Genomic DNA, 24,888 nt, shown 5'->3' with positions numbered 1-24,888 from the left:
AGATGATTAAGAATAGAAAAACTTTAGTTCTTTTAGTAATCTTATTAATTTTTGCTATCGGCTTAACTGGCTGTAGTTCCTCTAGTGGTTCTAAAAAGTATATAGTCACAATAACAACCAAAGTAATTGACAACACGACAGGTAAAGTAGTGCAGACAGCAACAACTAAGACAGCTAGCGGCAAACAAGGCTCAACCTCTGGTGGGATAACTAAATTTACTTTAGATGGTAACAAGGAATATACCTTTATTAGTTCAGCTCCTTACTATGTAACTAATAAAAAACGGGTACGGATAGGAAAAGAGAATATTGTGATTACTATTAAGCTTAGTCAAGAGGAAGGAAAGATATTAGGAAGAGTTACAGACGAAGGAGGTAGCGGCTTAAAAGGAGCTACAGTTTCATTAGTAGAGCTTAATAAGAAGACAGAGACTAATAGCGACGGTACATTTAAGTTTATAGAAGTGCCGATTACAGGAGCAACTTATACCTTAGAGGTTAATAAATCAGGTTATGGAAAAAGGACTTTAGCTAACTTAGAGATTCCAACTGGGGAGAATAAAAAGGACGTAGGTAAGATAGTATTATCTAATAATCCAGGTATTCTTTCTGGAAAGATAACTGACCCAACAGGTAGTGCTTTAAATGGAGTTAATGTAAGTATAGTCGAGCTTGGGAGAACAAAGACAACAGATTACAGCGGTAACTTTGAGTTTGAGGTCTTGCCGGGTACTTACAGTTTAGAATTTACAAATAGTGACTACCAAAAAGTAACAAGAGAAGAGACAGTCCAAAGTGATAAGACAACCTTTGTAAGTATTGAGATGACTCCAAAGCCAGGACAGATTTCAGGAATAGTCTTAGATAATTATGGAGTACCGATTAATGATGTACAGGTAAGTATTTTAGGTGCAAATAAACAGACTAAGACCTTAAGTAATGGTCACTTTCTATTAGAAGATGTACCACCTGGTAACTATACTTTAGAATTTATTCATCCACAGTTTCAGATTTATAATGTAACAGCGGATGTAAAAAGAGCCCAAGAAACTAACTTAGGTAACATCATGCTTCAAGAGAAGACCGGTATGTTAACCGGTAGGGTCTTAGAAGATAGCACAGGTAATCCAATAGCTAATGTTAACGTAGAGATTCAAGAGACAGGAGTAAGTACAAGTACTAATAGCAATGGTTACTATACTTTTAATAACTTAAGGATTGGTACTTATAAATTACAAATTAGTGCTGTTAACTATTCAACAGAAGAAGTAAGTAATGTGGTTGTTAAAGAGAACTCAGTAACTAGCTTAAATGACGTAAGATTAATTAAAGATCCAGCAACTATTTTAGGAAATGTTAAAGACAGTTTAACCGGTGCTTCTTTGGAAAATGTAACCGTAACTGTAAATGAAACAGGAGATAGTTTTAAGACTAATACTACAGGATCATTTAAGATTGAAAATTTAAAGTCAGCAACTTATTCTTTAACATTAACGTTTGCTAACTATTATAGTAAGACAATTAGTAGTATCTATTGTGGACCAGATTCAACGACTAACTTAGGGACAATTCAACTAGACCCTAAGCCGGTTAAGATAACCGGAGTAACTACGCCGGGAGCAACAATAGAAATTCAAGAGACAGGAGATTCAGTAACAGTAGATAGTACAGGAAGCTTTGTGTTTACAGGTTTAAATCCAGGAACATATACAATTAATATTACAAAGTCTAATTATAGAAGTAAAACAAAGTCATTAGAAACAAAGCCTGGACAGACTTATGATTTAGGTGATTTAACTTTAAGTCCACTCCCAGGATCTATAGTAGGGAGTTCTAATGCAGACACAATTACTATCAAAGAGACAGGACAAACATTAAGTAATACAGCAAGTACCTTTAAATTTGATAATCTTCAGCCAGGAGATTACACTTTAGAATTTACTAGGCCTAACTATCAAACTAAAAGCATAAATATTACTGTTGATCCTAATCAAATAACAGATATAGGAACTGTAACTTTGGATCCAATACCTTCGACAATTAAAGGCTATGTAGATTCTAGCTTAACTGACGTAGAAATTAAATTAATAGAGACAGCAGAAATTAAGACTTTAGCTAACGGAGGATACTTTGAATTTAGTAATTTAGAGCCGGGTGCTTATAATATCGAGTTTAGAAAGACTAGCTACTATATTAAAACTATTACTAAAGATATTGTTCCAAATGAAGTAATAGATTTAGGAACAATTACTTTAAATCCTAAGCCTGGGAAGATAGTAGGATCTACAAATGCAGATACAGTAAAAATTAAAGAGACTGGACAGACAGTTACAGTTACGAATGGCTCATTCACTTTGGATAAAGTAAAACCTGGAAGCTATACTTTAAGGTTTACTAAGACAAATTATTATCCAAAGGAGATTAGTGTAACAGTAAATCCTAATACAGTTATAGACGTAGGTACGACTAATTTAAATCCTATGGCTGGTACTATCCAAGGATATTTAAACAATAGTGCAGATGTGGTTTTAGTACAAGAAAACAAAGTGAAATATAGTCAGTCTGGATACTTTAGCTTTAATAATTTACTTCCGGGAGATTATATCGTTAAAGTTGCGAAGTCTAATTATTATCCAAAAGCATTTAATATAACAGTGCAGCCGGAAGGAACAATAGACTTAGGAAGTATAAATATAAATCAAGTATTACCAGGAGCTTTAGTAAGTCCGCGGTATGAATATATTACAGATTCACTTTATGTGGGAACGAGTCAATCTAATACAAAATCATTTAATGCTCAAAGTACTATTATTTCATACAGTATGAAAGCTCGTGCAGATTGGTCCGGATCACCATCTAATACTAGTCATAGTTACGCAAGGATTTTAGATAATTCAAATAATGAATTAGTTGAATTAGCAGCTAGTGGTGATGATATCGAACATACCAAATCAGGAACCTTAAATATAACACCAGGTACTTTTATAATGGAATGCATAGGAGGTTGGAACGCAGACAACCCAACTTATGCGGAAGTTGATGTTGACTATTATAATGACTATGCTCCACCTAAAATCAATACTAATAAGACCTGGGCTAATTCTGCTGTTAGTCATACCATTAGTATTACTTTTGATGATGTTAATACCCAAGAATCAGGATTTAATAAAGCTAAATATAAAATAACTAATTCTATTCAAGAACCTAGCTTTTACGATAACTACGACGGTAGTGATATAACTCTTAACAATCCTGGTACTTGGTATATACACATTAAAGCTTATGATAATGTAGGCAATCAAAGTTATAAAGTTATAGGTCCATTTATAGTCAACTAATAACTATATTATCAACTAAGGTGGGCTTAAGCCTGCCTTAGTTAAAACTTAAATGAGGCTAGGTCAAAGTTTTAAAAAAGCTTTTTTTAGATTATAAGGACTTATTTAGTTAAGAAGGATTGTTTACACGATAACTTCTTGATATGATAGTCTTTATATAAAAAAAGCAAACAAATATTATTCGCTAAAATGGTTTTAGGTTATTTTGTATACACTTTGGAGCTTATAAATACGACGATTAAGGATGTTATGTAAACAATAATTAATTATATACGTTATTTTAAATGTAAAATTTATTTTTTAATAATAATGTTTACATTTAAGTTATAAACCTTGTAGACTTAAAGTTTTTCAATGTTTACATATTAAACTGATCAAAAGGAGGACTAAACAATGGATGCAGGTAGAAATTTTGAAGTATTTAGTTGGGATAATGGTAATGCCAATGAAAAATTTGTTTATAAAAATGAACAAGGTGAAATCGAAGGAAAAATCTTTCCTTCATTAACTACGGAAGTTTTAGAAGGAAATTCAGTATTTGAATTAGCTGATGGAGAAGATATATTTAAAAAAGATTCTATGAAAATGCAATATGAAGGAAAGACTTATTTTATTGGGGAATTGGCTCAAGAACAAGATTCTAAAGGAGGTAATAGGGATCAATTAGATGATAAATACAAGGCAACATCTACAATCACTAAACTACTTAGCGGAATAGTCTTAGCAGTTGGAGCTGAAAATGTTGATATAGTTAATATTGAACATTTAATGCTAGGTTTAAGTATAAATATCCATGAAGATATGAAAGAAGATGTTGAAAAATTTTATAGTGATGGTAAATTTGAATTTAAAATTCCTACTAAAGATGGATATAAGAAATGTTTAGTAACTATTCAAAAAGCTATCTGTATAGCTCAAGGAGTAGGTGCTTTTTATGATGAAGTACTAAAGTTTAATGGTTATCCAAAGAGAGCAGATCTATTAAAAAAGAGATATTTATTAATAGATGGTGGAGGGGGAACAACTGAACGCTTTATTGCAGATGGTAAAAGACCAATAGTAGGAACAGAAGAAGGACTAAAAATAGGAGCAAATGATATTTTTCAAAAGATAGGAAAGCTTTTTAATAATGCTCCAGCACAAATCATAGAAAAAATTTATAAAGATAAGGATGATAACCAGTACTGGAATAGTAAAGATCCAATTCCGGTAGAAAAAGTAACTGAATATTGTAAACAAGCTTTTAATAATAGAGCTAGATACTTATATCAGACAATAACTAATGATTTAAAAGAACAACTTAATCGAGTAGGAACGGTATTAGTTTGTGGTGGTATTGTTGCTTATTTATATGATGATTTAAAAGAATTATTTAAAGATAGGTTTGAAGTTATTAAAAGTGAAAACCCTATTTTCTCCAATGCAAGAGGATATTTTAAATATTATGCAGCCATGACTTTAAAACGCAGGTTGAAAAAAACTAATAGTTAATAGTAGGGGGGGTTAAAGGAGTGATAATATGTCTGAAAATAAATTTATGGGAATAAGAAGTTTTTCAGTAGCAGGAAGAATATCAGAAAACACAGCAATAGATAAAGAAGATCTTTCTTTTATTGATAGAAAACTTAAAGAGATGAGTCAGGCAGCATTTATTAGACAGTGCATAAACACTCAAAGAAAATTTGAAGAAGGGAAATTAGTTGAAAAAGAAAATACTAAAACTAAAATTGATGATGAAAGATTAGGAGAAGTGTTTGAAGAAAAATTAATGAATTTAATTGATAAAGGTTATTTATCTGTAAATAAAAATAATAGTACTCCTTCTAAAAAATCTGATGATTTAGAAACAAAAAATGAAGATCCTGAAGAAGAAAAATGGGGTGGAGATGAAGATTTCATGGAACTTTTAGATTCTATAAATGATCCCACAGATTAAATTATGTAAGTTAACATTGGATTTTGGACAAGATCAAGATTTAACTGAAAAAGAAGATTAAGAGCAAGCAAAAAAACTTGAAAGTAGTTTAGATATGAAGCTAAAATCTAATAATTTTTTATAAAGAAAAGAACATACAGTTGATAATTTAGTTAATAATTAAGTTCATAACCCGAATTAGCATCAAAATTAGCACTTAAATTATTATTGAAGACCACAGCTGGAAGACGCCCGCCCGCCGATAAAGGCTTGATATGGCAGTATGGAGGGGTGATTGTTGAGTAGCAACCTTATCAGGGTAAAAAGCACCCTGATAACAGCTGACCCCGACCGAACTTCGAGGAATAACCACCTCTTGTCGATCGGGGTCAGCTGCGGCGACTGGAGTCTTGGGTGGCTACTCAACAATAGAGGATTTGAATGGTGAGGATCGGCGGGCGGGCTATCCAGCTAGTGTATTAGTTAGTGAAGTTTGTGATTGGTAGTTTGAGATTATAGGTGTGAGTTTTAGTGATGTAATTTAGGTAGTTATGTGGGTATTTGTTAATGATGTGATTTAAATGTTTTTTATGTAGTTTGTGTGTTTGATATGTGGGTTTATTAGTAATGTTATTTGATGTATTTGAAGTTTTAATTAGGAGGTGTAGATTAATGAATAATGAGAAATATGGTGATGAAAAAACAATTGAGGATATAAGAGAAAGTGATGTAGGAGTAAAAGAATTAGTTGAAAAATTAGGAGTTCTAAGGAAGAAAAGTTGGCAAAAACAGTTGGAAGCAAAAGTATATAGATTAGAAAAGAAAGTTAAAGTATTAGAAAAAGAATTGGACCAACAGGAGTCAAAAACAGAAATAAGTGTTACTAAAAATGCAAGTGTAAGAATAACTAAAAGTGATGTTCTTTTATTTAAATATTTATTTGAAAATAGTTTCTTAACTAGAGAACAGATTGGTGAATATATTTATAGTTCTTTAACTTATGCTAATCAAAGATTGTCAAGGTTGACTAAAACCAGATTTGTTAAGAAGAAGCCTTATCCATTAAGAGATGGTAATCGTACAACTTATATAATGCCAACTAAAAAAGCCTTAAGTTATCTAAAGACAGAGAAAGGAAAGAAAAAATTAAACAATATAGAGAGAAATAATAAATTTGAACATCGTTTTATAAAACCTAAAAATTATATAGTTCGTAGTAATATTTCCTTAGACCAGTTTGAACATGACGATCAAGTTAATAAATTGAGATTTGAGTTTGAGAATATAGGAGCCTGCTTTTGGGTTACTCAAGATATAGCTGAAAGATTTAATTTACACAGTAAAATACCTGATGGAATTTTTGATACTAGAGATAGAGAAACGAAATTTGTATTAGAATTAGAAAAGACTTTAAAAAGAAATAGCAGATATATAAATAGTAAATACGGAGTACTTACAAGGTATGCCCAGGAAGATTCAATAGATGGAGTTTTATATGTGGTCGAAGGAGATTCTTTATATAAGTCAATTATGAAAAAATTCAATCCTAAGTCTATTCCTTACCCTAAGGGAGCATATAAAAAGTTCTATGCTGCTAAGTTAAAAGATATATTGGCTGGAGATTATAAATTTTACAACAAAACAGCTAATAAAGTTTTTGACTTGAAGGAGGTCTTAAAGAAATGTTAACAAAACTTAAAAGTAAATTTTTGAGTTTGATAGTTAGATCAAAATTAGAAAAATATATTTTCGATTTTAACTTAAGGAGTTTCTTTTCCTTACTTCGGTATTTAACAATTATTTTGATTTTACCGGCATATTGGTTCTATTGGTTTATCTATAAATTCATCATTGCATTATATAACAAATATCCAAGAGCAGTATTTACAGAGTATACAGTTAAAAGAAAAGATAATTACTTTGTAATGACTGGATGTATCTTAATCTTTATTTCTTTCTTTATATTCTTTGTATCGCTTCAAATGGAAGTGATAAATCAGTTTTGGAGGTGGGTTGCTCCTAAGCTTAATTTAGAGTTCAATAATTTTGAGTATTACTTTAATAAGTTATATCTTATATATTTCTATATTAAGTACTGGATAACTAAGACTTCAATAATAGCAATTCCATTTGTATTGTTAGACCAAATAATTTTAAAGAGGAGATTAAAGGTAGACCCTAATAGACCGGCTAGTAAATTAAGAAAGTATTTTTTAAGAGAAGAGGCTATTCAAAATGATAAAACTTTCTTAGGGATTACGAGGGATGAAAAGAGAGAGGGCTTTTCAGTTTCAGATGAACAGTTTTCAACTCATCTTTCGGGAATGGCAACTACCGGTGCTGGTAAAACAGAGTTATTTTTCTCTTTAGCATATCAAAATATGAAGAAGGGTAGAGGAGTAACAGTAATTGACTGTAAAGGTGATCTAGAGTTTGCTAAAAAGTTATATACTTTTCATAAAAGATATAATCCGCATAATCAGAAATTTAAAGTCATTAATTTAGCAGACCCCGATTTTAGTAATACATATAACTTTCTATTGCGAGGCTCAGCATTAGAGATAAAGGATAGATTAGTTAATGCGGTAGAATGGAGTGAGCAGTATTATAAGAATGCAACGATTGATGTAATTTTAACATTATTACAAGCTGTAATAGAAGAGTTAGATAAAAAGATAACAATGAAAGATTTATATCTACTTATGACAGAGAAAAAAGCAGTAAAAATTATTCAAGCTATGGTCGATAATGATTTCATTTCCGGTAAGTTGCAGGAGATAATTAATGATTTCGAAGATACAATGAAGGATTGCAAGGGGCTTATTAACCAGATTAATATTTTATGTAACTCAGAACTTGGAAAGATTATTAATCATTATAATCCTGAAGTTGATCTATTTGAATCATATGTCAACCAAGAGATTGTCTATATCACAATTCCAACTAACAGGCTTAAAGAGACAGCGAAGGCGTTTGGAAGAATGTTGCTTTCAGATCTAGAAGCAACGACTAGTTATATTGAAGAGAATGTACCTAGGTCAGAAAGAAGAAAGTATTCGATTACGATAGATGAATTTGAAGCATTTGCTACCGGAGATTTTGTAGGCTGGATTAATAAGGCTAGGTCAGCTAAGTACAATATTCAAATGTTTTATCAATCCGAAGGAGATTTAGAGACAATAGATCCTGCTTTTGTAAAACAGATTATAGATAATACTAACTTAAAAGTAGCTGGTAGAGTCAATCATCCAGAGACAGCGGAGAACTTTGCAAAACAGGTTGGTACTAGAAAGGCAGTTAAGGAAACAGCAAGAGTAAATAAAGACCTGCTTAGACAGATGGAAGGCGAGATGGGATCAGAAAGAGAGGTTGAAGAGTTTATAGTTAGTCCTAACGAAATAAGAGATTTAAAGATAGGTCAATTTGTAGTCTTAGGTAAACATCCAGATAATTTTAAGAAGATTATCAATGTAGATTATATTCCTGACCCTGACTTTGAAGATTTAGAACTGGTAAAAGAAGAAAAACAGAGAGTTGCCGAGGATAAAAGATTAAACATGGAAGAATTATTGAAAGAGAATAGTAATGAAGCTGGGAGTTTCACAAATAAGAGGAATAATAAAGAGACAAAGGATAGTCCTAATAGTCAAGAAGATAAGCAGGAGATTAATGAAACAGAAGATTTTAAAGCACAAGGAGATTCTAATGAGGGTAAGGATGAAGTAGACGAATCAGAAGCTAAATTGCAAGAAGAAAAGACAGACAATAGCCAAGAGGATAAAGATATAAAAGAAGAACAAAGACAAGATAATGAAGGCCCTCAAGATATAAAAGGGGTACCGGATAGTATTTAATTAAGGAGGCGGTTCTAATTAATTTACCAGCTAAAAAGAAAATTAATAATAAAGAATTAAATGAAGAAGAGAGAAGGGAATTCCTTTTACAATCAGAGATTTTAGAAACAATTTTAAATGTGGTTGAATTGAAGGATCCATACTTAGCTGTTCATCAAAATAGAGTTAAGCAGCTTGCTGTTAAGATTGCTAAAGAATTGAAGCTGCCTGATTATCAAATTGAAGCTGTTAAGTTAGCTGCCTTAGTTCATGATATAGGTAAGATAAGTATTCCTAACGAGATTCTTTACAAACCGGGGAAACTAAATAATTCAGAGTTTAAAGTTATCAAAGAACACCCAAAGGTTGGAAGTGAATTAATTAAATCTAGTAATAAGACAATTGCTGATATAGTAAGCCAACACCATGAAAGATTAGATGGAAGTGGTTACCCAGAAGGCTTAAGTAAAGATGAAATTTTAATTGAAGCAAGAATTATTGCCGCAGCTGACGTAGTCGAAGCAATGGCTTCCCATAGACCATATAGACCTGCCTTAGGGATAGAAAAAGCATTAATGGAGCTAGAAGAGAATCGAGGTAAACTTTATGGCAAAGAGATAACTGATATCTGTACAGATTTATTTTTAAGAAAGAAATTCAAATTTTAGGATTAGAGTACTAAAAATTATAGTGAAAAGCAAATAATTTTATTTTAGAAAGGAGGTGACTTTAATTCTTATGAAATTTTGCCGGCAGTTAAAGATTATTGACTTATACATAGTTAAAGAAGTATTACTCCCTTTTTTGGTTGGGATAGCAATTATCGGTGTGATTATGTTAAGTAACTTTTTATTTCAACTAACCGATATGATTATAGTTAAAGATATACCAGTATTAATAGTAATCAAGCTTTTAGGCTATAAATTGCCGGCAATTATTGTTCGGACTTTGCCGATTGCGACACTACTTGCAGTTATGATAGGGGTAGGGCGATTAAGTAAGGATAGTGAATTTATAGCTTTACAAATGGGTGGAGTTAGTCTTTTCCGTTTTATAATCCCATTACTTGTTTTAGGTATTTTAATAAGTGGGACAACTTACTTTTTTAACGAAAAGATAGTTCCCTGGTCTAATCATCAAGCTCAAAATATTATTCGCCGGTCTATTCTAAGTGAGACTATTTACGGTATAGAGGATAATGTATTCTTTAAAGGTCCTAAAAGTAGGTTGTTTTATATTAAAGAGTACGATAGAAAGAATTCTATTTTAAGAAAGCCAGTTATCTTTGATTATAGCAAGCAAGATAATTATCTTAAGATAATTACAGCTAAAAAAGCTAATATAGCTGAAAATACTTGGAAATTAAAGCAAGGGATTATACACGATTATGATAAGAACGGGGAGTTAACTTTAGAAACTCAATTCGACATTATGGAGATAGAGATGGGTAACAGAATGGATAAGTTAGTAACAAACCAAAAGACTACTTCGGAAATGAGTAGAGCAGAGCTAAAGGAAGAAATTGAGTTATTCAAAAGTAGCGGATTAAAAGTAGACTCTTTATTAATTGATTATCATTTAAAGTTAAGTAAGCCTTTTATAGCTTTAATCTTTATTTTAATTGGAACACCTTTAAGTCTTAATAATAAGAAAAGTAGAGCAGTTAATATCGTATTAACGATTGTGATTATCTTTTTATACTATTTAATTCTTTCATTAACTAGATCATTTGGGAAGAACGGATTCTTAATACCAGTATTAACATCATGGTTACCTAATATTATTTTTAGCTTAATAGGTGCAGTGCTTCTTTTTTGGAAGAACAGTTGGAAAGAATCAATATCCAAGTTAATACCAGTATCTTTAATTATTATTTCATTTATCTTTTTAAGTACTCCTGGAGTGCAGGCAGAAAAGTTAAAGATTAAGGCAGACCAGTTAAGAGTGAAAGGAAATAAGACAATACTTAAAAATGATATTGCAGCCAAGTATAAAGCCTATCATGTTTTAGCAGACAAAGTAATTATTAAAGAGAATGATAATGAAAAGATTGAGACTTCTAAAGTAATTGAAATATCTCAAACTAAGCTTAGTGGTTGTGAGTTGGACAAGCCCCATTATTTCTTTAAATCTCCGGAAGTAATAATTTATCCTGGAGACCATATAGAAGCTAAGCATGTTACCTTTTGGGAATTAAATGGACGTTTACCTCTTATGTATTGGCCTTATTTATATATATCTTTAAAAGACAAGGCTTCACATTTAGAAACTAGGCTAGGGCATAGTGCTAAAAGAGGTTGGTTTATTAAGAATACATACTCCTATTGGTATGATAAATCATTACCAGGAGAGCTTTATCTAGATTATTATAATATTTCTGGACTTGCCGGCGGGTTTAAACAGTATTTTACTTATACTCCTAAGCAAGAAGGATCAGTTTATCTATACAGCCAAAAGAATAAAACAGGTATTCCAGGTTTATGGAATTGGCAGGGCAAAATTGATTATTCACATAAAGGAGAAATTTGGCGGGCTAATACTGATATAGATTATACAGACTATGATGATTATAAGAAAGCTTTTAGTAGAATTAATCTAAATCATAATAGTCAAAAGCAAGACTTAGATTTAAATTTTCAGTATGACAGCAAAGATTATTTTAAATCTAGCGCTAACGATGATCAAGAATTGGATTTAGACTTTAAGTATCAATATAAATTTTTAGAGGATTGGAAACTTAATTTAGATTATAATCGAGATTATCTATTAGAAGCTAAACAAGATTTAAAGTCCAGGTGGGGTGGGAAAGGTTACCTTACTAAAAGAAGTAATAATTTTAACTTTAAATTAACTTTAGAACGATATGACCCAAACTTTGATTTAGAAGAATCGAGTTTTGACTTAGAGGATGAAGATGATAAGCCGAAGGTTAGATTCTATCGGTGGCCCGAGATAACTATTAAATATTTTCCTCAAGCTTCTATATTAAAGAATATAAACTTTAAAACCTCCTTAGGCAAGTATTATGAAGCAAGTTCAGATATAGAAGGTTATCGAGGGTTAGGTGAGATTAATTATAACAAAAGATTTAACTTATTAAATAATATAAGCCTACAAGTTAACCAAAAGCTTAATGGTAAGTTATATAAGCAGATTAATGGCAAGGAAGATTCTGATTACTATTATCTATATGACCCTAAATTTAGATATGATTATTATCAAAATTCATATAGCATTAAATTAAAATTAAACACCTCATTTTTAGATCATATAGATTGGAACACAGAATTTGAGTACAAGACCTTTACTGGAGAATCACCTTTTAACTTTGACCAAGCTAGCTATAAACAAGAGATAGAAAGTGATTTAAAATTATATAATGACAACTTTAGTTTACAACTTAACGGCGGTTATGACTTATATAACGCTAGTTATTTACCTTTAGGGTTTATTATAAATTGGGAGGTGACACCTAACTGGAGACTTAATGCAGGAAGCACTTTTAACATCAATAGTAAAACCTACGGTGATTTAGCTATTAATAGTAAATATAAGAGTAAGCATATTAAGTTTAATACAGCTTTAAAGCATGATTTGAATAATAATCAATTACAGCGTTGGGAAAGTAAGTTCACTTATAAGTTACAAGATCAGTTATATCTAGAATTAAATAATAGATATGATTTTGAAGCAGAGACAGTTTCTAAGGCTAATCTTATCTTAAAGAAGAGATTCCACCGACGGGAGATATGGTTGACTTATAAGCATGAGCAAAGAGAAATTATGCTTGAGTATCGTTTGGATATCTTTAATAGAGGAGTTAAGGTTGGTAGTAACCAAGACGAAGGCTTTATGTATGATTTAGGTATTAAAGAGATTCTAGAGGAGGAATAAAAATGCGGAAAATATTGATTTTATTCTTAGTATTGTTAATCTTTAATGGAGTTGTAGCTGCGAAAGAAAATGATACAGTTCATCTTAGAGCAGGAAGATTAAAGTACATAGGAGATAAGATTGAAATTAGTAAGGAAATAACGATTATTAAAGGTAATTATACAATTAAAGCTCCAAGAGGTAAGATTTATAAAGAAAATAATAAAGCAGTCTTGACTGATGGTGTTTTTCTTGAAGCAGATCAAGGAGATGTCAAATCGCAAGAGATGATTGGGTTATTAGATAAAGATAAATATATCTTTAAAAATGATGTTAAGTTATTCAATAAAGCAGATAATGGTGAGAGATTTAAGTTGTTTACTTCTTATCTAGAAATGTATGGAGATAGTAATTCATTTCAGACTGACCAGGGAGTAAGGATAGACTATGATCAAAAGGAGATTAAAGCTAAAAAAGCTAAGTATAACGATAAAAAGCAGACTTTAGTATTGGAGAATAATGTACAGATTAAAGAGGAAAATGGAGACTGGATTAAAGGCAGTAAAGCAATATTTTATTTAGATTCTAAGGAAAATAATTTTGTTATTGAAGAAAATGTGGAGGTAGAAATGCATTTGACAACTAATTAATATTAAGCAGCTATATTATAATATTCAAGGAGGAATGGGTGATGAACTTAATAATTGTGGAATCACCGCATAAAGCAGAAACAATTGGAGATATGTTAGGTGAAGATTATGTAATTAAAGCTTCTAAGGGTCATGTTAAGGATTTGCCTAAAAGTGATTTAGGTATTGATATAGAGAATAATTTCAAACCAAAGTATAGAACCATTCGAGGTAAAGGGAATGTATTAAAGAGTTTGAGTAAGTTAGCTAAAAAAGCAGATCTTATACTTATAGCTTCCGACCCAGACCGAGAAGGTGAAGCAATCGGTTGGCATGTTAAAAATAGCTTAAAAGTTAGTGATAATAAAGTTAAAAGAATAACCTTTAATGCAATTACTAAATCAGCTGTAAAGAAAGCTTTAAAGATTCCCGGGGAAATAGATATGGATAAGGTTAATGCTCAACAGGCTAGGCGGCTACTAGATAGGATCATAGGTTATAAGATTTCTCCACCTATGCAGAATTTAGTTGCTAAAGGGACTTCGGCTGGGAGAGTTCAATCTGTTGCTTTGAAATTAGTTAAAGATCTAGATGATAAAATAGATAACTTTGTACCAGTTGACTATTGGAGTGTAATTGGTCTTTTTGAAGATGATTTGGAATTAAAGTTGAATAAAATTAATGATAAGAAAATCAAAAAAGTAACGGATAAAAAAGAATTAGATAGAATTAAAGCGACGCTTACACCGGGAGTAAATTTTAAAGTAATAAAATCTAAAGTAACTAAGAAGAAAAAGAATCCTTCGTCGCCGTTAAAGACTAGTACAATGCAAAAGCTGGCTGCTAAAAAGTTAGGTTTTAATTCGTCTAAAACAATGAAAATAGCTCAAAAGCTATATGAAGGGATAAGAATAGATGGAGAACAGCAAGGACTTATAACATACATGCGAACTGACTCTACAAGGGTAGCACCAGAAGCTAAAGAGATGGCTCAGAAATATATTAAAGAGAAGTACGGCCAAGAATATGTAGGTGACTATCAAACTAAAAAAGCAGGTGCTCAGGATGCTCACGAAGCAATTAGACCAACTAATATATTTTTAATTCCTAAAAGGATTAAAAGTAATCTTAGGCCTAATCAGTATAAGCTATACAAATTAATCTGGAATACATTTCTTACTTCACAATTTGCTCCAATGAGATATGAGCAGTTGAGATTATTAGTTACACATGATAAATATATGTTTAAGGGGTTAATCAATAAACAGATCTTTGACGGTTTTGAAAAGAGCTTAGAGAAGGTAAAACGCAAAAAGAAGATGTTTAAGTCGCTTCCAGATATTAAGAAGGGTAGTCAGTTAGAGCTAAATAAATTAAAGATTAAGAAGAAGAAGACTAAGCCGCCGAAAAGATTTACGGAGTCTTCATTAGTAGATAAGTTAGAGAAGAAAGGAATAGGAAGACCATCTACATATGCTGCAATAATCAGTAAATTAAAAAGCAAGAAATACATTAGGGTAAAGAAGAAAAAGTTCTATACAACTCAATTAGGTAGAAAAGTTGTTATATTCTTAGAGAAACATTTTTCTAATTTAATGGATGTTAAGTTTACTGCGAGAATGGAAAAGGCTTTAGATCAGATTCAAGAAGGTAAGATCAATTGGAAGGATTATTTAAGTGAGTATTATAGCAATTTAAAGCCTAAGATAGAGGTATTAAATAAAAAGGCAGGATCTTCATATTCAAAAAAGAGAAAGAAATATTTAGGAGTTAAAACAGATATAAGCTGTAAAAAGTGTAATAAGGTAATGAATCTGAAGAAAGGTAAGTATGGTTTCTATTTAGGATGTTCTAATTATCCCGATTGTAAAAACACAATTAATATTCCAGATAAGTTGGAGATCTCAAGTAATTATTTAGAAAAGGATAAAATTAAGCTAAAGAGCAAGTTAGAAGGCTTCAATAAATCTAAGGAAGAAAGGCTAAAAGAAAAATACGGCGTCTGTCCAAAGTGTGGGAAGCCGTTTAGATTGATTAATGGCAAAAACGGTAAGTTTTTAGGATGTACAGGCTATCCTAAGTGTAAAAATACTAAAAACTATAATGCGAGTTGATTAATATATGACATTTTATACTCACAGTACATTTGCAGTTTTGCTGTCAGTTATCTTAATGCAAATTTTAAATATATCTGGGTTAACCTTTATTTCTTTATTCGGACCAACTTCATTACAATTCGTATTAGGGGCTGCTTTAGGCTCATTGGTTCCAGATTTAGACCAAAGAAATAGCAAGTTGAGTAGAAAAATACCTTTATTAAGCTGGATTTTAAAGTTCTTAGGAATTAAACATAGAGGAATATCGCATAGTATCTTAGGAATAATGATTACAGCTCTATTTTCATTATCCTTAATCAGGCTTAAATTTATAAATATGGTTTTAGTTTATGGATTCTTAATTGGGTATCTAAGTCATATTTTGATGGACTTATTTAATCCTGGAGGAGTTACATTATTCTGGCCTAAAAATAAAAGATACAGTTTAGGAAATATAAAAGTGGGAAAAGTAGCGGAAAACTTATTGTTCTTAGTGATAAGTTCTATGTTAGTGTTAATGATTTATTGGAAAGATGGTACTTTAAATTTAATAAGTGATTTAATTTATTCTTTGCGATCAGGCTTTAATTAAACCTGGTCGTTTTTTTATTAATTAAGACTAAGAAGTATAATGATTCATAACCCATGAAGTAATAATATTTGATTAAAGTTTATTCCTTCCTCTTTAGCTATATTCAATAATCTATCTTTTACAGCTGTATTCTTAATCTTTTTACTCATACTAAAACCTCTAGATGCTTTTGCATCAAATCACCCTTTTGTTAGAATGCTTTACACTTATTGATAAGTGCGAATATTTTTAACATGTATTAATTTTATCACTTTTTAAAAAATAGTAGTTTTTCTGGCTATTATTAATTAATATTTGGATTATCAACCTTTTTAAGGATTATTAAGAAGAAACATTTAAGAATTTTTATTTGGGCATTACCTAAAAACCAGGTCGGGCTATCGGTTCCAATTGTAGAACTTAGAGGTAAAATTCATCTAGAGTTGTGTCTGGTTGGTCTCCAAGTATTCGCTTCAATCGGGCTAATTCAAGGTTTATTAAATCTCTCAAACTTGGAATTTCTTCTTCTCTAATGCAAGACAGTACAGGATAAAACAGATTAAATAGGTTTAATAATTGACGAACAAAAAACGTTCCACAATTATTTCATTATATTAGTAAAGTGCAATTATCTAAGTATAGAGCATAGAACGCTCAAAACTTAGATAATTAAGAACGTACAAGCATACTTTTCTTTACTTACTTTTTAGAAAACTAACAAAGAAAAGTATTCAAAAGAAATTCAGCAAACATAGTAGGTAAAATATTAAAGATAAAAGGTAGAGAACAGAGAAATCTGTTCTCTTTTTTAAATTAAGTTGATTGCTTTTAAAAACATTATGTTTCTTCCATATCATTAAGTCAAAAGGCTTCCTTAAAATAATTTTAAAGTACAAAATTTTTTTAAGACCTGCTTTAAGATATTTGGAAAAATGAAAGTGAACATTTTTAAAAATATCTGACTTAATGCTATTCCAGAAACTGAAGACCTTGCAAGCAATCAACTTAAATTTGTTTTTTAAAATAAATAAATTTTAAAGGAGGTGCTGATCATTAATAGATGTCCTGAATGTGGGAGAAAGCTTTTTCCTCAAGGTGGTTGCTGGATCTGTTTAAATTGTGGTTGGCAAGCTTGCAGTTTATAAAATTAAATTTAGTCTAGGAGGTTGATAAAAATGAAAGCTGTTATTAAGGATTTGGATAGTTTACATGTTGGTGAGGTTGTGGAGTTACAGGGAAAAGAGGGAGAAAATCACAGAGTAAAAACAAGCAAAGGAGAATTAATTGAAGTTATTGAAGATCAGTTAGCAATTCAAGATGCAAATGAAATTATTATTTATGAAGCTCAGTATTCAAGACACCCACAAGATGATTATTTAAAAGTACAATTGGCGTATCTTTTAAAAAGTGAAAAGTTTGTTTCTAGAATTAAAAATGAGAGTATCGGCAATTATACTTTAGGTCATTACTATGGAAAGACTAAAGAAGATTTTCATAAAGCTTTTAGTGATTACTTACACAGATAGGAGGGGATAAATGATGAAAGAAGCTAAAGCAGCTAAGATTAAAGATTGGTACAGGGGAGCGGAATCAGTTGGCAGGTTAATCGCAGAGTGTAGAACGCTTGAGGAATTGGACCAGGCTTTAAATAGAGAATATAAACTTAAACATCATCCTGGAGCCCAGGGAGAAACTGAAGCACAAAAAGCAATCAGAGAAATTCAAAATAAACTTTATAAATGGATTGAACAGGGCAAGGGAGAATAAGCCGAGAATTCCGGCGGACCCTTCGGGGTCTTCCGCTCAACCTGCGGTAAAGCAGAAAAATTATTAAGGAGCTGATAGAAATGGGTAAGAAAACTAAGGAGCTACTTGAAAAGTTGGAAAAAGGAATAGAGCAGGTTAGATCTTCAGAGGAGTTTAAAGAAATGTTGAAGTTCTTTTCTAAATTTCATAATTACAGCATGAACAATCAAATTTTAATACAGCAGCAAAGACCAGGAGCAACACACGTAGCTGGATATAAAAAGTGGCAGAAGCTCGGCCGCCAGGTTCAGAAAGGAGAAAAAGGAATTAAAATTTTAGCACCTATGACATTTAAGAAGACAGTTGAGGAAGAAGACGAGAATGGCGAGATTGTAGAGAAGGAAAAGAAAGTAATGTATTTTAGACCGGTAACTGTTTTTGATATTTCACAGACTGAAGGCGATTCAATACCTACAATGGATTTAAGTTTAAAAGATAATTTTGGTGAGATTATGCAGCCGCTTTTAAGGTTTGCAGATAAGAAAAGGATAGAAGTAGATTTAAAAACAGTTGAGGAAGATCCTTTTTTAACAGCTGGTTGTCATGGATATTCAAGCGGTGGTTATATAGCAGTAAAAACAACAGAGAGAAATAAAACAGAACAAGCAAGCTGTTTAGTTCATGAGTTAGCACATGAATTATTACATAAAGAAAATAATGAAGAATTGACGAAAGAAATTAAGGAACTAGAAGCTGAAGCAGTGGCTTTTATAGTAATGGATCATTACAATGTAGAGTTAAAAAGCAGTAAGTATTTAGCTTTATATAAAAAATCTTATGATTTAAAAGAGAGTCTGGATCGGATTAGCAGAGTGAGCAAAGAGATAATTAACTTTACTAAAGATTATTTAAAAAATGAAGAACAGCAGGGAATTAAAAAGATAGCATAAAGTTCGGAGGGGCTTTGCCCCTCCATTTAAACAAAACCAATGAATAATCAGATATTTAACTACTATTACCATATAAACTAGAGTTGAATGAAAAGTGAAATATAGATATTAGATAGTTATATTGAAGATTAGATTAAGGAATTAAAGGAGGTGATAGTTAATCCTTGTATTTTATATTTAAGTAGTTATGGAACTTTTACGGTGATGTAGTAAATAGCGATTAGTCTGTAATTAGTATTTAATTATTAAGATTTATAGAGAGACTTTAGAACAGTATTAAAGGGATAATCTGTATTTCTATCTAATATATACAAATAACGACTTCATTTTTATTATAAATGCTAGTTATTTAATAAATGTTTTGATAAAATAAGACTTTAATTACATTAATTTTTAGGAGGAGTAAAATGATGTCATCTAGAAATAAAAAAAGTAAGTTAGGTCATAATGATAAGGCTACAATTGAGGAGGATAATTTTATCCCCTTTACTCCAAAACTAACTGATTGCTACAATAAAAAGTTTATTACAATAATCAAAAATGCCGTTAATAAGCATGGAGATAGAAGATTGAATTATTTAAATAAAAGAATTGAAGAAAATAAAAGTATAGTAAATAATCTTGATTTTTCATTGGAGGGAGTAAAGTTCATTACGGTTCTGTGTATATTAAGAGATTTACTTGAATTGAATTGGAGAATAGTTATTGATAGCAATAGTAATATAAAATTAGCAAAGCCTAATTTAAATCAAAATAAAGCTTATTTACGTAAGCAATTACAAAAAGAGAGAAATATTCAACTTAAAAAGGATAGCATTGATAGATTTATTAATAAGATGGAAAAGGTTAAGGAATATAATGGAGAAAAAATTAGTATAACGAATCTTATTGGAGATAAAGAAATTCTTGTTTCTAGAATAAAAGAAATAAAAAGTAAGGATAGTGATGAAGAACAGTATAATTTAGCAAGGGAAGCGATAAAGCCATATTTGCAGGTGGTTGATGAGTCAAAATGCTCTTATACTGGGTATAGATTAAGAGATATATGGAGGTATTTTAGATATACTTGGTCTTTACCATATAAAAGGACTCCAGGTAGAAATAGATTTTATCTTATAAGAGATGCATCTCAGCCTTACCATCCAATTATCGGTATTTCTGCCCTAGGAAATACTGTCTTAAATTTGTCAAAAAGAGACAATTACATTGGATGGACATTAGAATTTGTAAAAAATAGATTGAATCGTAATAAAAAGGTAGTAAAATATAAAGAAACATTAAAAGGGGATCTTGATTTAAAAAGAGATGTACAAAAAACAATTTACTTAGAAACTGAAGGTGAGTATTCTTTACGGATAAAAACTGAAAGTTCTAAATTAATAAGGCTTTTCAATAAATTTATTAAACAGGCAATTAACAAGGTGTATATTAAGGATTTAATTAAGGAAAATATACTGACTAAGGAGGATATTGATAATCCTAATATAGAGATTGTTAAAAAGCTTGAAAGTATTTTTGAAGATTTAAGAAAAAAGCAATTAGAGAATAAAAAGTCAACTGGAGAGATTGATTGGAAGGCTGAGGCAAAAACTACATTGTTTAAAAAGAAGCGTGTGCGAGAATTAGCTAGATTATTAGAAGCAAAACTGATTATATATAGGATATTAAATCAGGTAGGCTTAAAGTTAGATCAATTGGGCCAAAAGAAGGAGGCTGCAGTAAAAGCATTAAATAAGCTTGTTAATTACAAAGCTGGTAAAGTTGTTAATATTGCCTTAGAAGCTAATAGAAAGCAAAAAATAGGATCTAATATTATGGAGATTATTGTTTGTGGTGCTATACCACCTTATAATCACTTATTAGGAGGCAAACTAGTAGCTTTATTAACTTGTAGTCCAATTGTAATTAAGGATTATAATAACAAATATTCTTCGCAAGTAAGTAGAATTGCTTCAAAAATGAATGGTGGTGAAGTGATAAGAGATTCGCGCTTAGCTTATTTAGGAACAACGAGTCTTTATGGAATTGGAAGTAGTCAATATAATAGACTAAAAATGTCAATTGGAGGTGAAAACTACTTAAAGTTTACGGAGCTAGGAAAAACTGAAGGATATACTTCAGTATATTTTGCCGATGATACAATGGAATATATCAGTAAGACATTAGAAATAATTGAAGGAGGAAGAACAATAAATAATATTTTTGGGGAAGGCACTAGTCCTCGTATGAGATTATTAAGGAAAGGAATATCTGCTTTAGGACTTAAAAATTCCTTTCTTAAACAAGAGAATAAAAGAATTATATATGGAATTGAATTAGCTTCAAATGCTCGAGAATTTTTAAGAGGAGAAACAGATGAATTAAATTATTTTTATCCTTTAGATGGTAATGAAGAGAAATATACACAGCAAATTATTGAATTTTGGAGAAAGAGATGGTTTTTAAAACGTATTTATACTGTTGATATAGTAAATAGGTTAACAGATTTTGATGAAAAATCTCTTTTTGTAAGTAATAATATTTAAAAACTTTATTCTAATTTATTTAGTTATAATTGAAAAACTTTTATATTTATTGATTTGGTGGGGGAAATCATGGTCGAAAGATAATAAGTTGCTTTTTAGAACCAACTTCAATACATATTTTTCTTATGGTTATAAAGAATTAAGCGGTTTTTTATTTTAAAATCAATCATAAGTAAATATATAGCTTTTGAAAAAATCCTGATATGTAATGTTTTAATGAGATATACTATAGAAATTTAAGAAATGTGTTGAAATTGATCAGTTTTTTGGTTACAAGTGGTTTCTGAGATTGATGATTTAAATAGTTACTTTTAAGTAGAAAATTTAAGGTATATATAACTTAACAGAACTTAATATTTAGGCTGGAGGTATATTATGAAATCTAATTTAGATTTTATATCTAAGCTATATAATAATCGTAATAGCTATGCAGATATATTTACAGATAGTGAACTTAGAGCACTTCATATAGAGTCTCCAATAGAAGAATTAATTATACAATGTATTAAGAATAAAAAGGTGATTTATATAACTGGAAATCCAGGTGATGGAAAGACACATTTAATAAGATCTTTAAAACAGATTATAGATGAATATGATGCATATGTGGTTAAGGATATTAATGAAATTAAGGATAATGAAAAGTTTCTTGAAGATCTTAAGAAAGCGATCGATGCTAATAATCCTGCTATTATTGCTATTAATGAATATCCTTTTATAGAATTGCTTAATCAATTAGGAGAAAGACTACCTGATTATAAGTCAATTATTTATCAAAGAAAAAATTCAATAATATATAATAATGAAGTAAAAGAATTTGATATACATAATGTGGTTGTGATTGATTTAAATAATAGAAACCTTTTATCACCTGATATGACTGAAAGAGTATTATCTAAGCTATTGAATTTGAGTAATAAATGTGATGGGTGTAGTTCTTGTAATGGATGTAGTTCTTTATACAATATAGATGCTCTTGATAATGATATAGTAAAAGAAAGATTATTAAAATTAACTAATAAAATAGGTAATTCGGGTATTCATATAGTGATGAGGGATATTCTAGGATTTTTTGCTTATCTCATCACAAAAGGTAAGAGATGTTCTGAAAGAGAAAATAATGAATCAAAACAAGGCTTATATTATGACTTAGTTTTTCAAGGTGACAATGAACTTTTTAAAGTTATTAAGCAATTTGACCCCTACAATTATACACATCCAGAGATTGATGAAAATCTTTGGAAGGGTGAACTAACAGAAGGGTGGCAATTTGACCCTCCTGAGGAAGCACCTGAAAAATTAAATGATCATAATAAAGCTAACGAAGTATTTAAGTCCATAAAAAGGAAGTTCTACTTTGAAAATATTAGAGGTGAAGAATTACTTCAATTAATACCAGACGAGATTGGAGAGTATTATAAGCTATTGACACAAGCTTATGATAGACATAGTGAAAAAATAAAAGAAATTGTATTAGCTATTAATAGATTTTTTAATCCTAATGATAATGACCATGATAGACTTAAAATTTGGATAACTCATAAATATGAGTTGAGAACAAATCCAAAGGTAGCAGTTGCTAGTCGTAGCTTTCCATTAGATTTTATATCATTACAGGTGCCTAGAATTCCTAAGGAATTTAAGACTATGGAATATGTACCTGACCATATTTTGTTTAAGGTAGTGAATATGAATAATAAGGAAAGTGTAGATTTAAAAATTAATCTTAATTTTTATAGGGCTTTGTCATTAATTAATAAAGGCTATCCAGCTCAATTAATACCAGATGAGTATAAATTTAAGCTGTTTAGCTTTATGAATGAATTAGCTTCTCTTAAGGATATTACGAGATCTAATGATTTTTTTATGAGGGATATTATCAATGGGGATTCATGTAGGGTGACTGTAAAGAATAATAAATATAATTTTAAATAGGGTGATAAAATTGGCAGATAATAGATTGAAAGAATATGGGAAAGAGGTTTTTAAAAAAATTCAATATAAGCCTACATCTTCATCAATAAAGCCAGTTCATATTGCAAATGGTTTATTTAGATTAGTCTTAGGATCTTCATACAATATAAAGCCATTGCATGAATGGTCTACTATAAAATATAAGCAAGGGAAGGAAGTCTATCCTATTTCATATATTATAGAGAATTATGATAACCTGATTGATGGGGATGCTACTAATCAACAGATTAGTGATTTAAGATATTTTTTAGAGGCTATATTCAATGCAGATAAAGGAAACTATCCTAGTATGGATTATTCAGTTCTAACAATTTGCTCAAAAACTCAAGTAAATAAGAAGGTTCAAAACGAATATAAAATGCCACGCTTTTTATATAACATCCTTTCAACTAAAATAGATGGACAAGTTTCGCCATGTATTGAATTAATAAAAAAATGCTTAGAAGATGAAAGTGATGATTTGAGTAGATTAGTGAGTCCGATAATTAAAATGGTTAAAAAGAAAATACATACAGTTGAAGAAGCAGATTTGGATTTAACAGGTGTTGAGCTTAGAATAAGAAAAGCATTCGATAGATTAGCCTATAATGCAAATTATAAAAATACAAATAAGCTATTAAGTATGGAAAGAATAATTCTATTTGCATGTTTTTCTATCATCCTACACCTATCATCAAGAATTATAGATTTATCAGATAAATACGACAATAATAATCGTATACCAATTCTTTTTGATAGTGATAGGACTCTTGCTCCTATTGAATATGCTAGTCAAGAAACAGTACTACGTGCTAAATTAGGAATTGAAGAATATTTTGAGAATGAGTTAGAGGGTATATTAAAACAAGAGGGCTATGAAAGCTTTACCCATAAGGAAATGTTAGAAAGAATAAATATGATTTCAATAGCTGATAGTAACAAAATTAAAAATAAAACTCCTGAGAAAGAGAAAAGAAAAGAGTATAAAAAATTGTATCTTGGGTTTTATGAGCAAAGCAGGGATCCTTTTGATGCAATTATAAAAGCAACTAGATTTAAGCTTTTTTCTGATGAGTATTCTACTAGTCCTTCTAATTTTATGACTAGTCTTGGAAGAAAAATCAAATTAGTATATGGTAAAAATAAAACTAGTAGATTTTCACCTGATCCAGTATTATTAGAAACAATCTTACTAACAATTTTAGAGCCAGACAATAGATCAATGAATTTAAGTGAATTTGGTATAAAATTATGGAATGAATTTGGGGTAATAATTGGTGCTAATCCTGAAATTGATTTTGAGAACCTAGCAAAATGGAATGTAAGTCAAAATACCCCTGGGGATTTGGCTGGAAGTTTAGCTCAAAATGCTAAAAAGATAGCTGATATGTATATAGCTATGGGTTATGGTAAAAGGTATGCTGATGGAGTTACCATTTTAGGATTAAACTTGTAAGGA

16 protein-coding genes are annotated in these 24,888 nt (G+C 30.4%); all 16 read left to right on the top strand.

All coding sequences use genetic code 11. The features are described from left to right. Window positions 1–2 precede the first annotated feature (2 nt). The 16 genes from BM077_RS04990 (at window position 3) to BM077_RS04915 (ending at window position 24,885) form a co-directional block, all read left to right on the top strand. Window positions 3–3,338, top strand: coding sequence for a carboxypeptidase regulatory-like domain-containing protein (locus BM077_RS04990; protein WP_089748529.1), 3,336 nt, complete (start codon window positions 3–5; stop codon window positions 3,336–3,338). Window positions 3,339–3,731: 393 nt separating this feature from the next. After that, the gene (locus BM077_RS04985; RefSeq protein ID WP_089748528.1) at window positions 3,732–4,829 is read left to right on the top strand and encodes a ParM/StbA family protein; all 1,098 of its coding nucleotides are present in this window, start codon (window positions 3,732–3,734) and stop codon (window positions 4,827–4,829) included. Window positions 4,830–4,857: 28 nt separating this feature from the next. After that, entirely contained in the window at window positions 4,858–5,274 is a 417-nt protein-coding gene (locus BM077_RS04980; protein ID WP_089748527.1) for a hypothetical protein, read from the top strand. Window positions 5,275–5,925: 651 nt separating this feature from the next. After that, on the top strand, window positions 5,926–6,942 hold the full coding sequence (locus tag BM077_RS04975; RefSeq protein WP_089748526.1) for a tropomyosin: 1,017 nt from the start codon (window positions 5,926–5,928) through the stop codon (window positions 6,940–6,942). Continuing rightward, window positions 6,936–9,107 (top strand): TraM recognition domain-containing protein, encoded by a 2,172-nt coding sequence (locus tag BM077_RS04970; protein ID WP_089748525.1) that lies wholly within the window; start codon window positions 6,936–6,938, stop codon window positions 9,105–9,107. The genes BM077_RS04975 and BM077_RS04970 overlap by 7 nt, the downstream gene beginning before the upstream one ends. 119 nt (window positions 9,108–9,226) lie before the next feature. After that, window positions 9,227–9,754, top strand: coding sequence for an HD-GYP domain-containing protein (locus BM077_RS04965; protein ID WP_338140365.1), 528 nt, complete (start codon window positions 9,227–9,229; stop codon window positions 9,752–9,754). A gap of 70 nt (window positions 9,755–9,824) precedes the next feature. Beyond that, entirely contained in the window at window positions 9,825–12,980 is a 3,156-nt protein-coding gene (locus BM077_RS04960; protein ID WP_089748523.1) for an LptF/LptG family permease, read from the top strand. Window positions 12,981–12,982: 2 nt separating this feature from the next. After that, a complete protein-coding gene (gene lptC, locus BM077_RS04955) occupies window positions 12,983–13,609 on the top strand; it encodes an LPS export ABC transporter periplasmic protein LptC (protein WP_089748522.1) in 627 nt (208 codons plus the stop codon). Between the two features lie 41 nt (window positions 13,610–13,650). Continuing rightward, a complete protein-coding gene (gene topA, locus BM077_RS04950; protein ID WP_090095156.1) occupies window positions 13,651–15,702 on the top strand; it encodes a type I DNA topoisomerase in 2,052 nt (683 codons plus the stop codon). Window positions 15,703–15,709: 7 nt separating this feature from the next. After that, window positions 15,710–16,276 (top strand): metal-dependent hydrolase, encoded by a 567-nt coding sequence (locus tag BM077_RS04945; protein ID WP_090003511.1) that lies wholly within the window; start codon window positions 15,710–15,712, stop codon window positions 16,274–16,276. Between the two features lie 1,154 nt (window positions 16,277–17,430). Further along, window positions 17,431–17,781 carry a hypothetical protein gene (locus BM077_RS04940; RefSeq protein ID WP_089748519.1) on the top strand — a complete coding sequence of 117 codons (351 nt, stop codon included), beginning with the start codon at window positions 17,431–17,433 and terminating at the stop codon, window positions 17,779–17,781. A gap of 10 nt (window positions 17,782–17,791) precedes the next feature. After that, window positions 17,792–18,022, top strand: a complete 231-nt coding sequence (locus BM077_RS04935; protein WP_089748518.1) for a hypothetical protein — start codon at window positions 17,792–17,794, stop codon at window positions 18,020–18,022. Between the two features lie 80 nt (window positions 18,023–18,102). After that, window positions 18,103–18,951, top strand: coding sequence for an ArdC-like ssDNA-binding domain-containing protein (locus BM077_RS04930; protein ID WP_089748517.1), 849 nt, complete (start codon window positions 18,103–18,105; stop codon window positions 18,949–18,951). Window positions 18,952–19,361: 410 nt separating this feature from the next. Next, window positions 19,362–21,476 (top strand): Druantia anti-phage system protein DruA, encoded by a 2,115-nt coding sequence (locus BM077_RS04925; RefSeq protein ID WP_176941628.1) that lies wholly within the window; start codon window positions 19,362–19,364, stop codon window positions 21,474–21,476. 375 nt (window positions 21,477–21,851) lie between these two features. Then, on the top strand, window positions 21,852–23,411 hold the full coding sequence (locus tag BM077_RS04920; protein WP_089748515.1) for a P-loop NTPase family protein: 1,560 nt from the start codon (window positions 21,852–21,854) through the stop codon (window positions 23,409–23,411). A 10-nt stretch (window positions 23,412–23,421) separates the two neighbouring features. After that, window positions 23,422–24,885, top strand: a complete 1,464-nt coding sequence (locus BM077_RS04915; protein ID WP_089748514.1) for a hypothetical protein — start codon at window positions 23,422–23,424, stop codon at window positions 24,883–24,885. Window positions 24,886–24,888 lie beyond the last annotated feature (3 nt).

This window comes from Candidatus Frackibacter sp. WG13, from assembly GCF_900114655.1.
In the GTDB taxonomy this organism is placed as follows: Bacteria; Bacillota; Halanaerobiia; order Halobacteroidales; family Acetohalobiaceae; genus Frackibacter.
This window is presented reverse-complemented; position numbering and strand designations above follow the sequence as displayed.

Coding starts and splice junctions, on each gene's coding strand:
- BM077_RS04990 (WP_089748529.1), top strand. CDS start 3: ATGATTAAGAATAGAAAAACTTTAGTTCTTTTAGTAATCTTATTAATT.
- BM077_RS04985 (WP_089748528.1), top strand. CDS start 3,732: ATGGATGCAGGTAGAAATTTTGAAGTATTTAGTTGGGATAATGGTAAT.
- BM077_RS04980 (WP_089748527.1), top strand. CDS start 4,858: ATGTCTGAAAATAAATTTATGGGAATAAGAAGTTTTTCAGTAGCAGGA.
- BM077_RS04975 (WP_089748526.1), top strand. CDS start 5,926: ATGAATAATGAGAAATATGGTGATGAAAAAACAATTGAGGATATAAGA.
- BM077_RS04970 (WP_089748525.1), top strand. CDS start 6,936: ATGTTAACAAAACTTAAAAGTAAATTTTTGAGTTTGATAGTTAGATCA.
- BM077_RS04960 (WP_089748523.1), top strand. CDS start 9,825: ATGAAATTTTGCCGGCAGTTAAAGATTATTGACTTATACATAGTTAAA.
- lptC (WP_089748522.1), top strand. CDS start 12,983: ATGCGGAAAATATTGATTTTATTCTTAGTATTGTTAATCTTTAATGGA.
- topA (WP_090095156.1), top strand. CDS start 13,651: ATGAACTTAATAATTGTGGAATCACCGCATAAAGCAGAAACAATTGGA.
- BM077_RS04945 (WP_090003511.1), top strand. CDS start 15,710: ATGACATTTTATACTCACAGTACATTTGCAGTTTTGCTGTCAGTTATC.
- BM077_RS04940 (WP_089748519.1), top strand. CDS start 17,431: ATGAAAGCTGTTATTAAGGATTTGGATAGTTTACATGTTGGTGAGGTT.
- BM077_RS04935 (WP_089748518.1), top strand. CDS start 17,792: ATGATGAAAGAAGCTAAAGCAGCTAAGATTAAAGATTGGTACAGGGGA.
- BM077_RS04930 (WP_089748517.1), top strand. CDS start 18,103: ATGGGTAAGAAAACTAAGGAGCTACTTGAAAAGTTGGAAAAAGGAATA.
- BM077_RS04925 (WP_176941628.1), top strand. CDS start 19,362: ATGTCATCTAGAAATAAAAAAAGTAAGTTAGGTCATAATGATAAGGCT.
- BM077_RS04920 (WP_089748515.1), top strand. CDS start 21,852: ATGAAATCTAATTTAGATTTTATATCTAAGCTATATAATAATCGTAAT.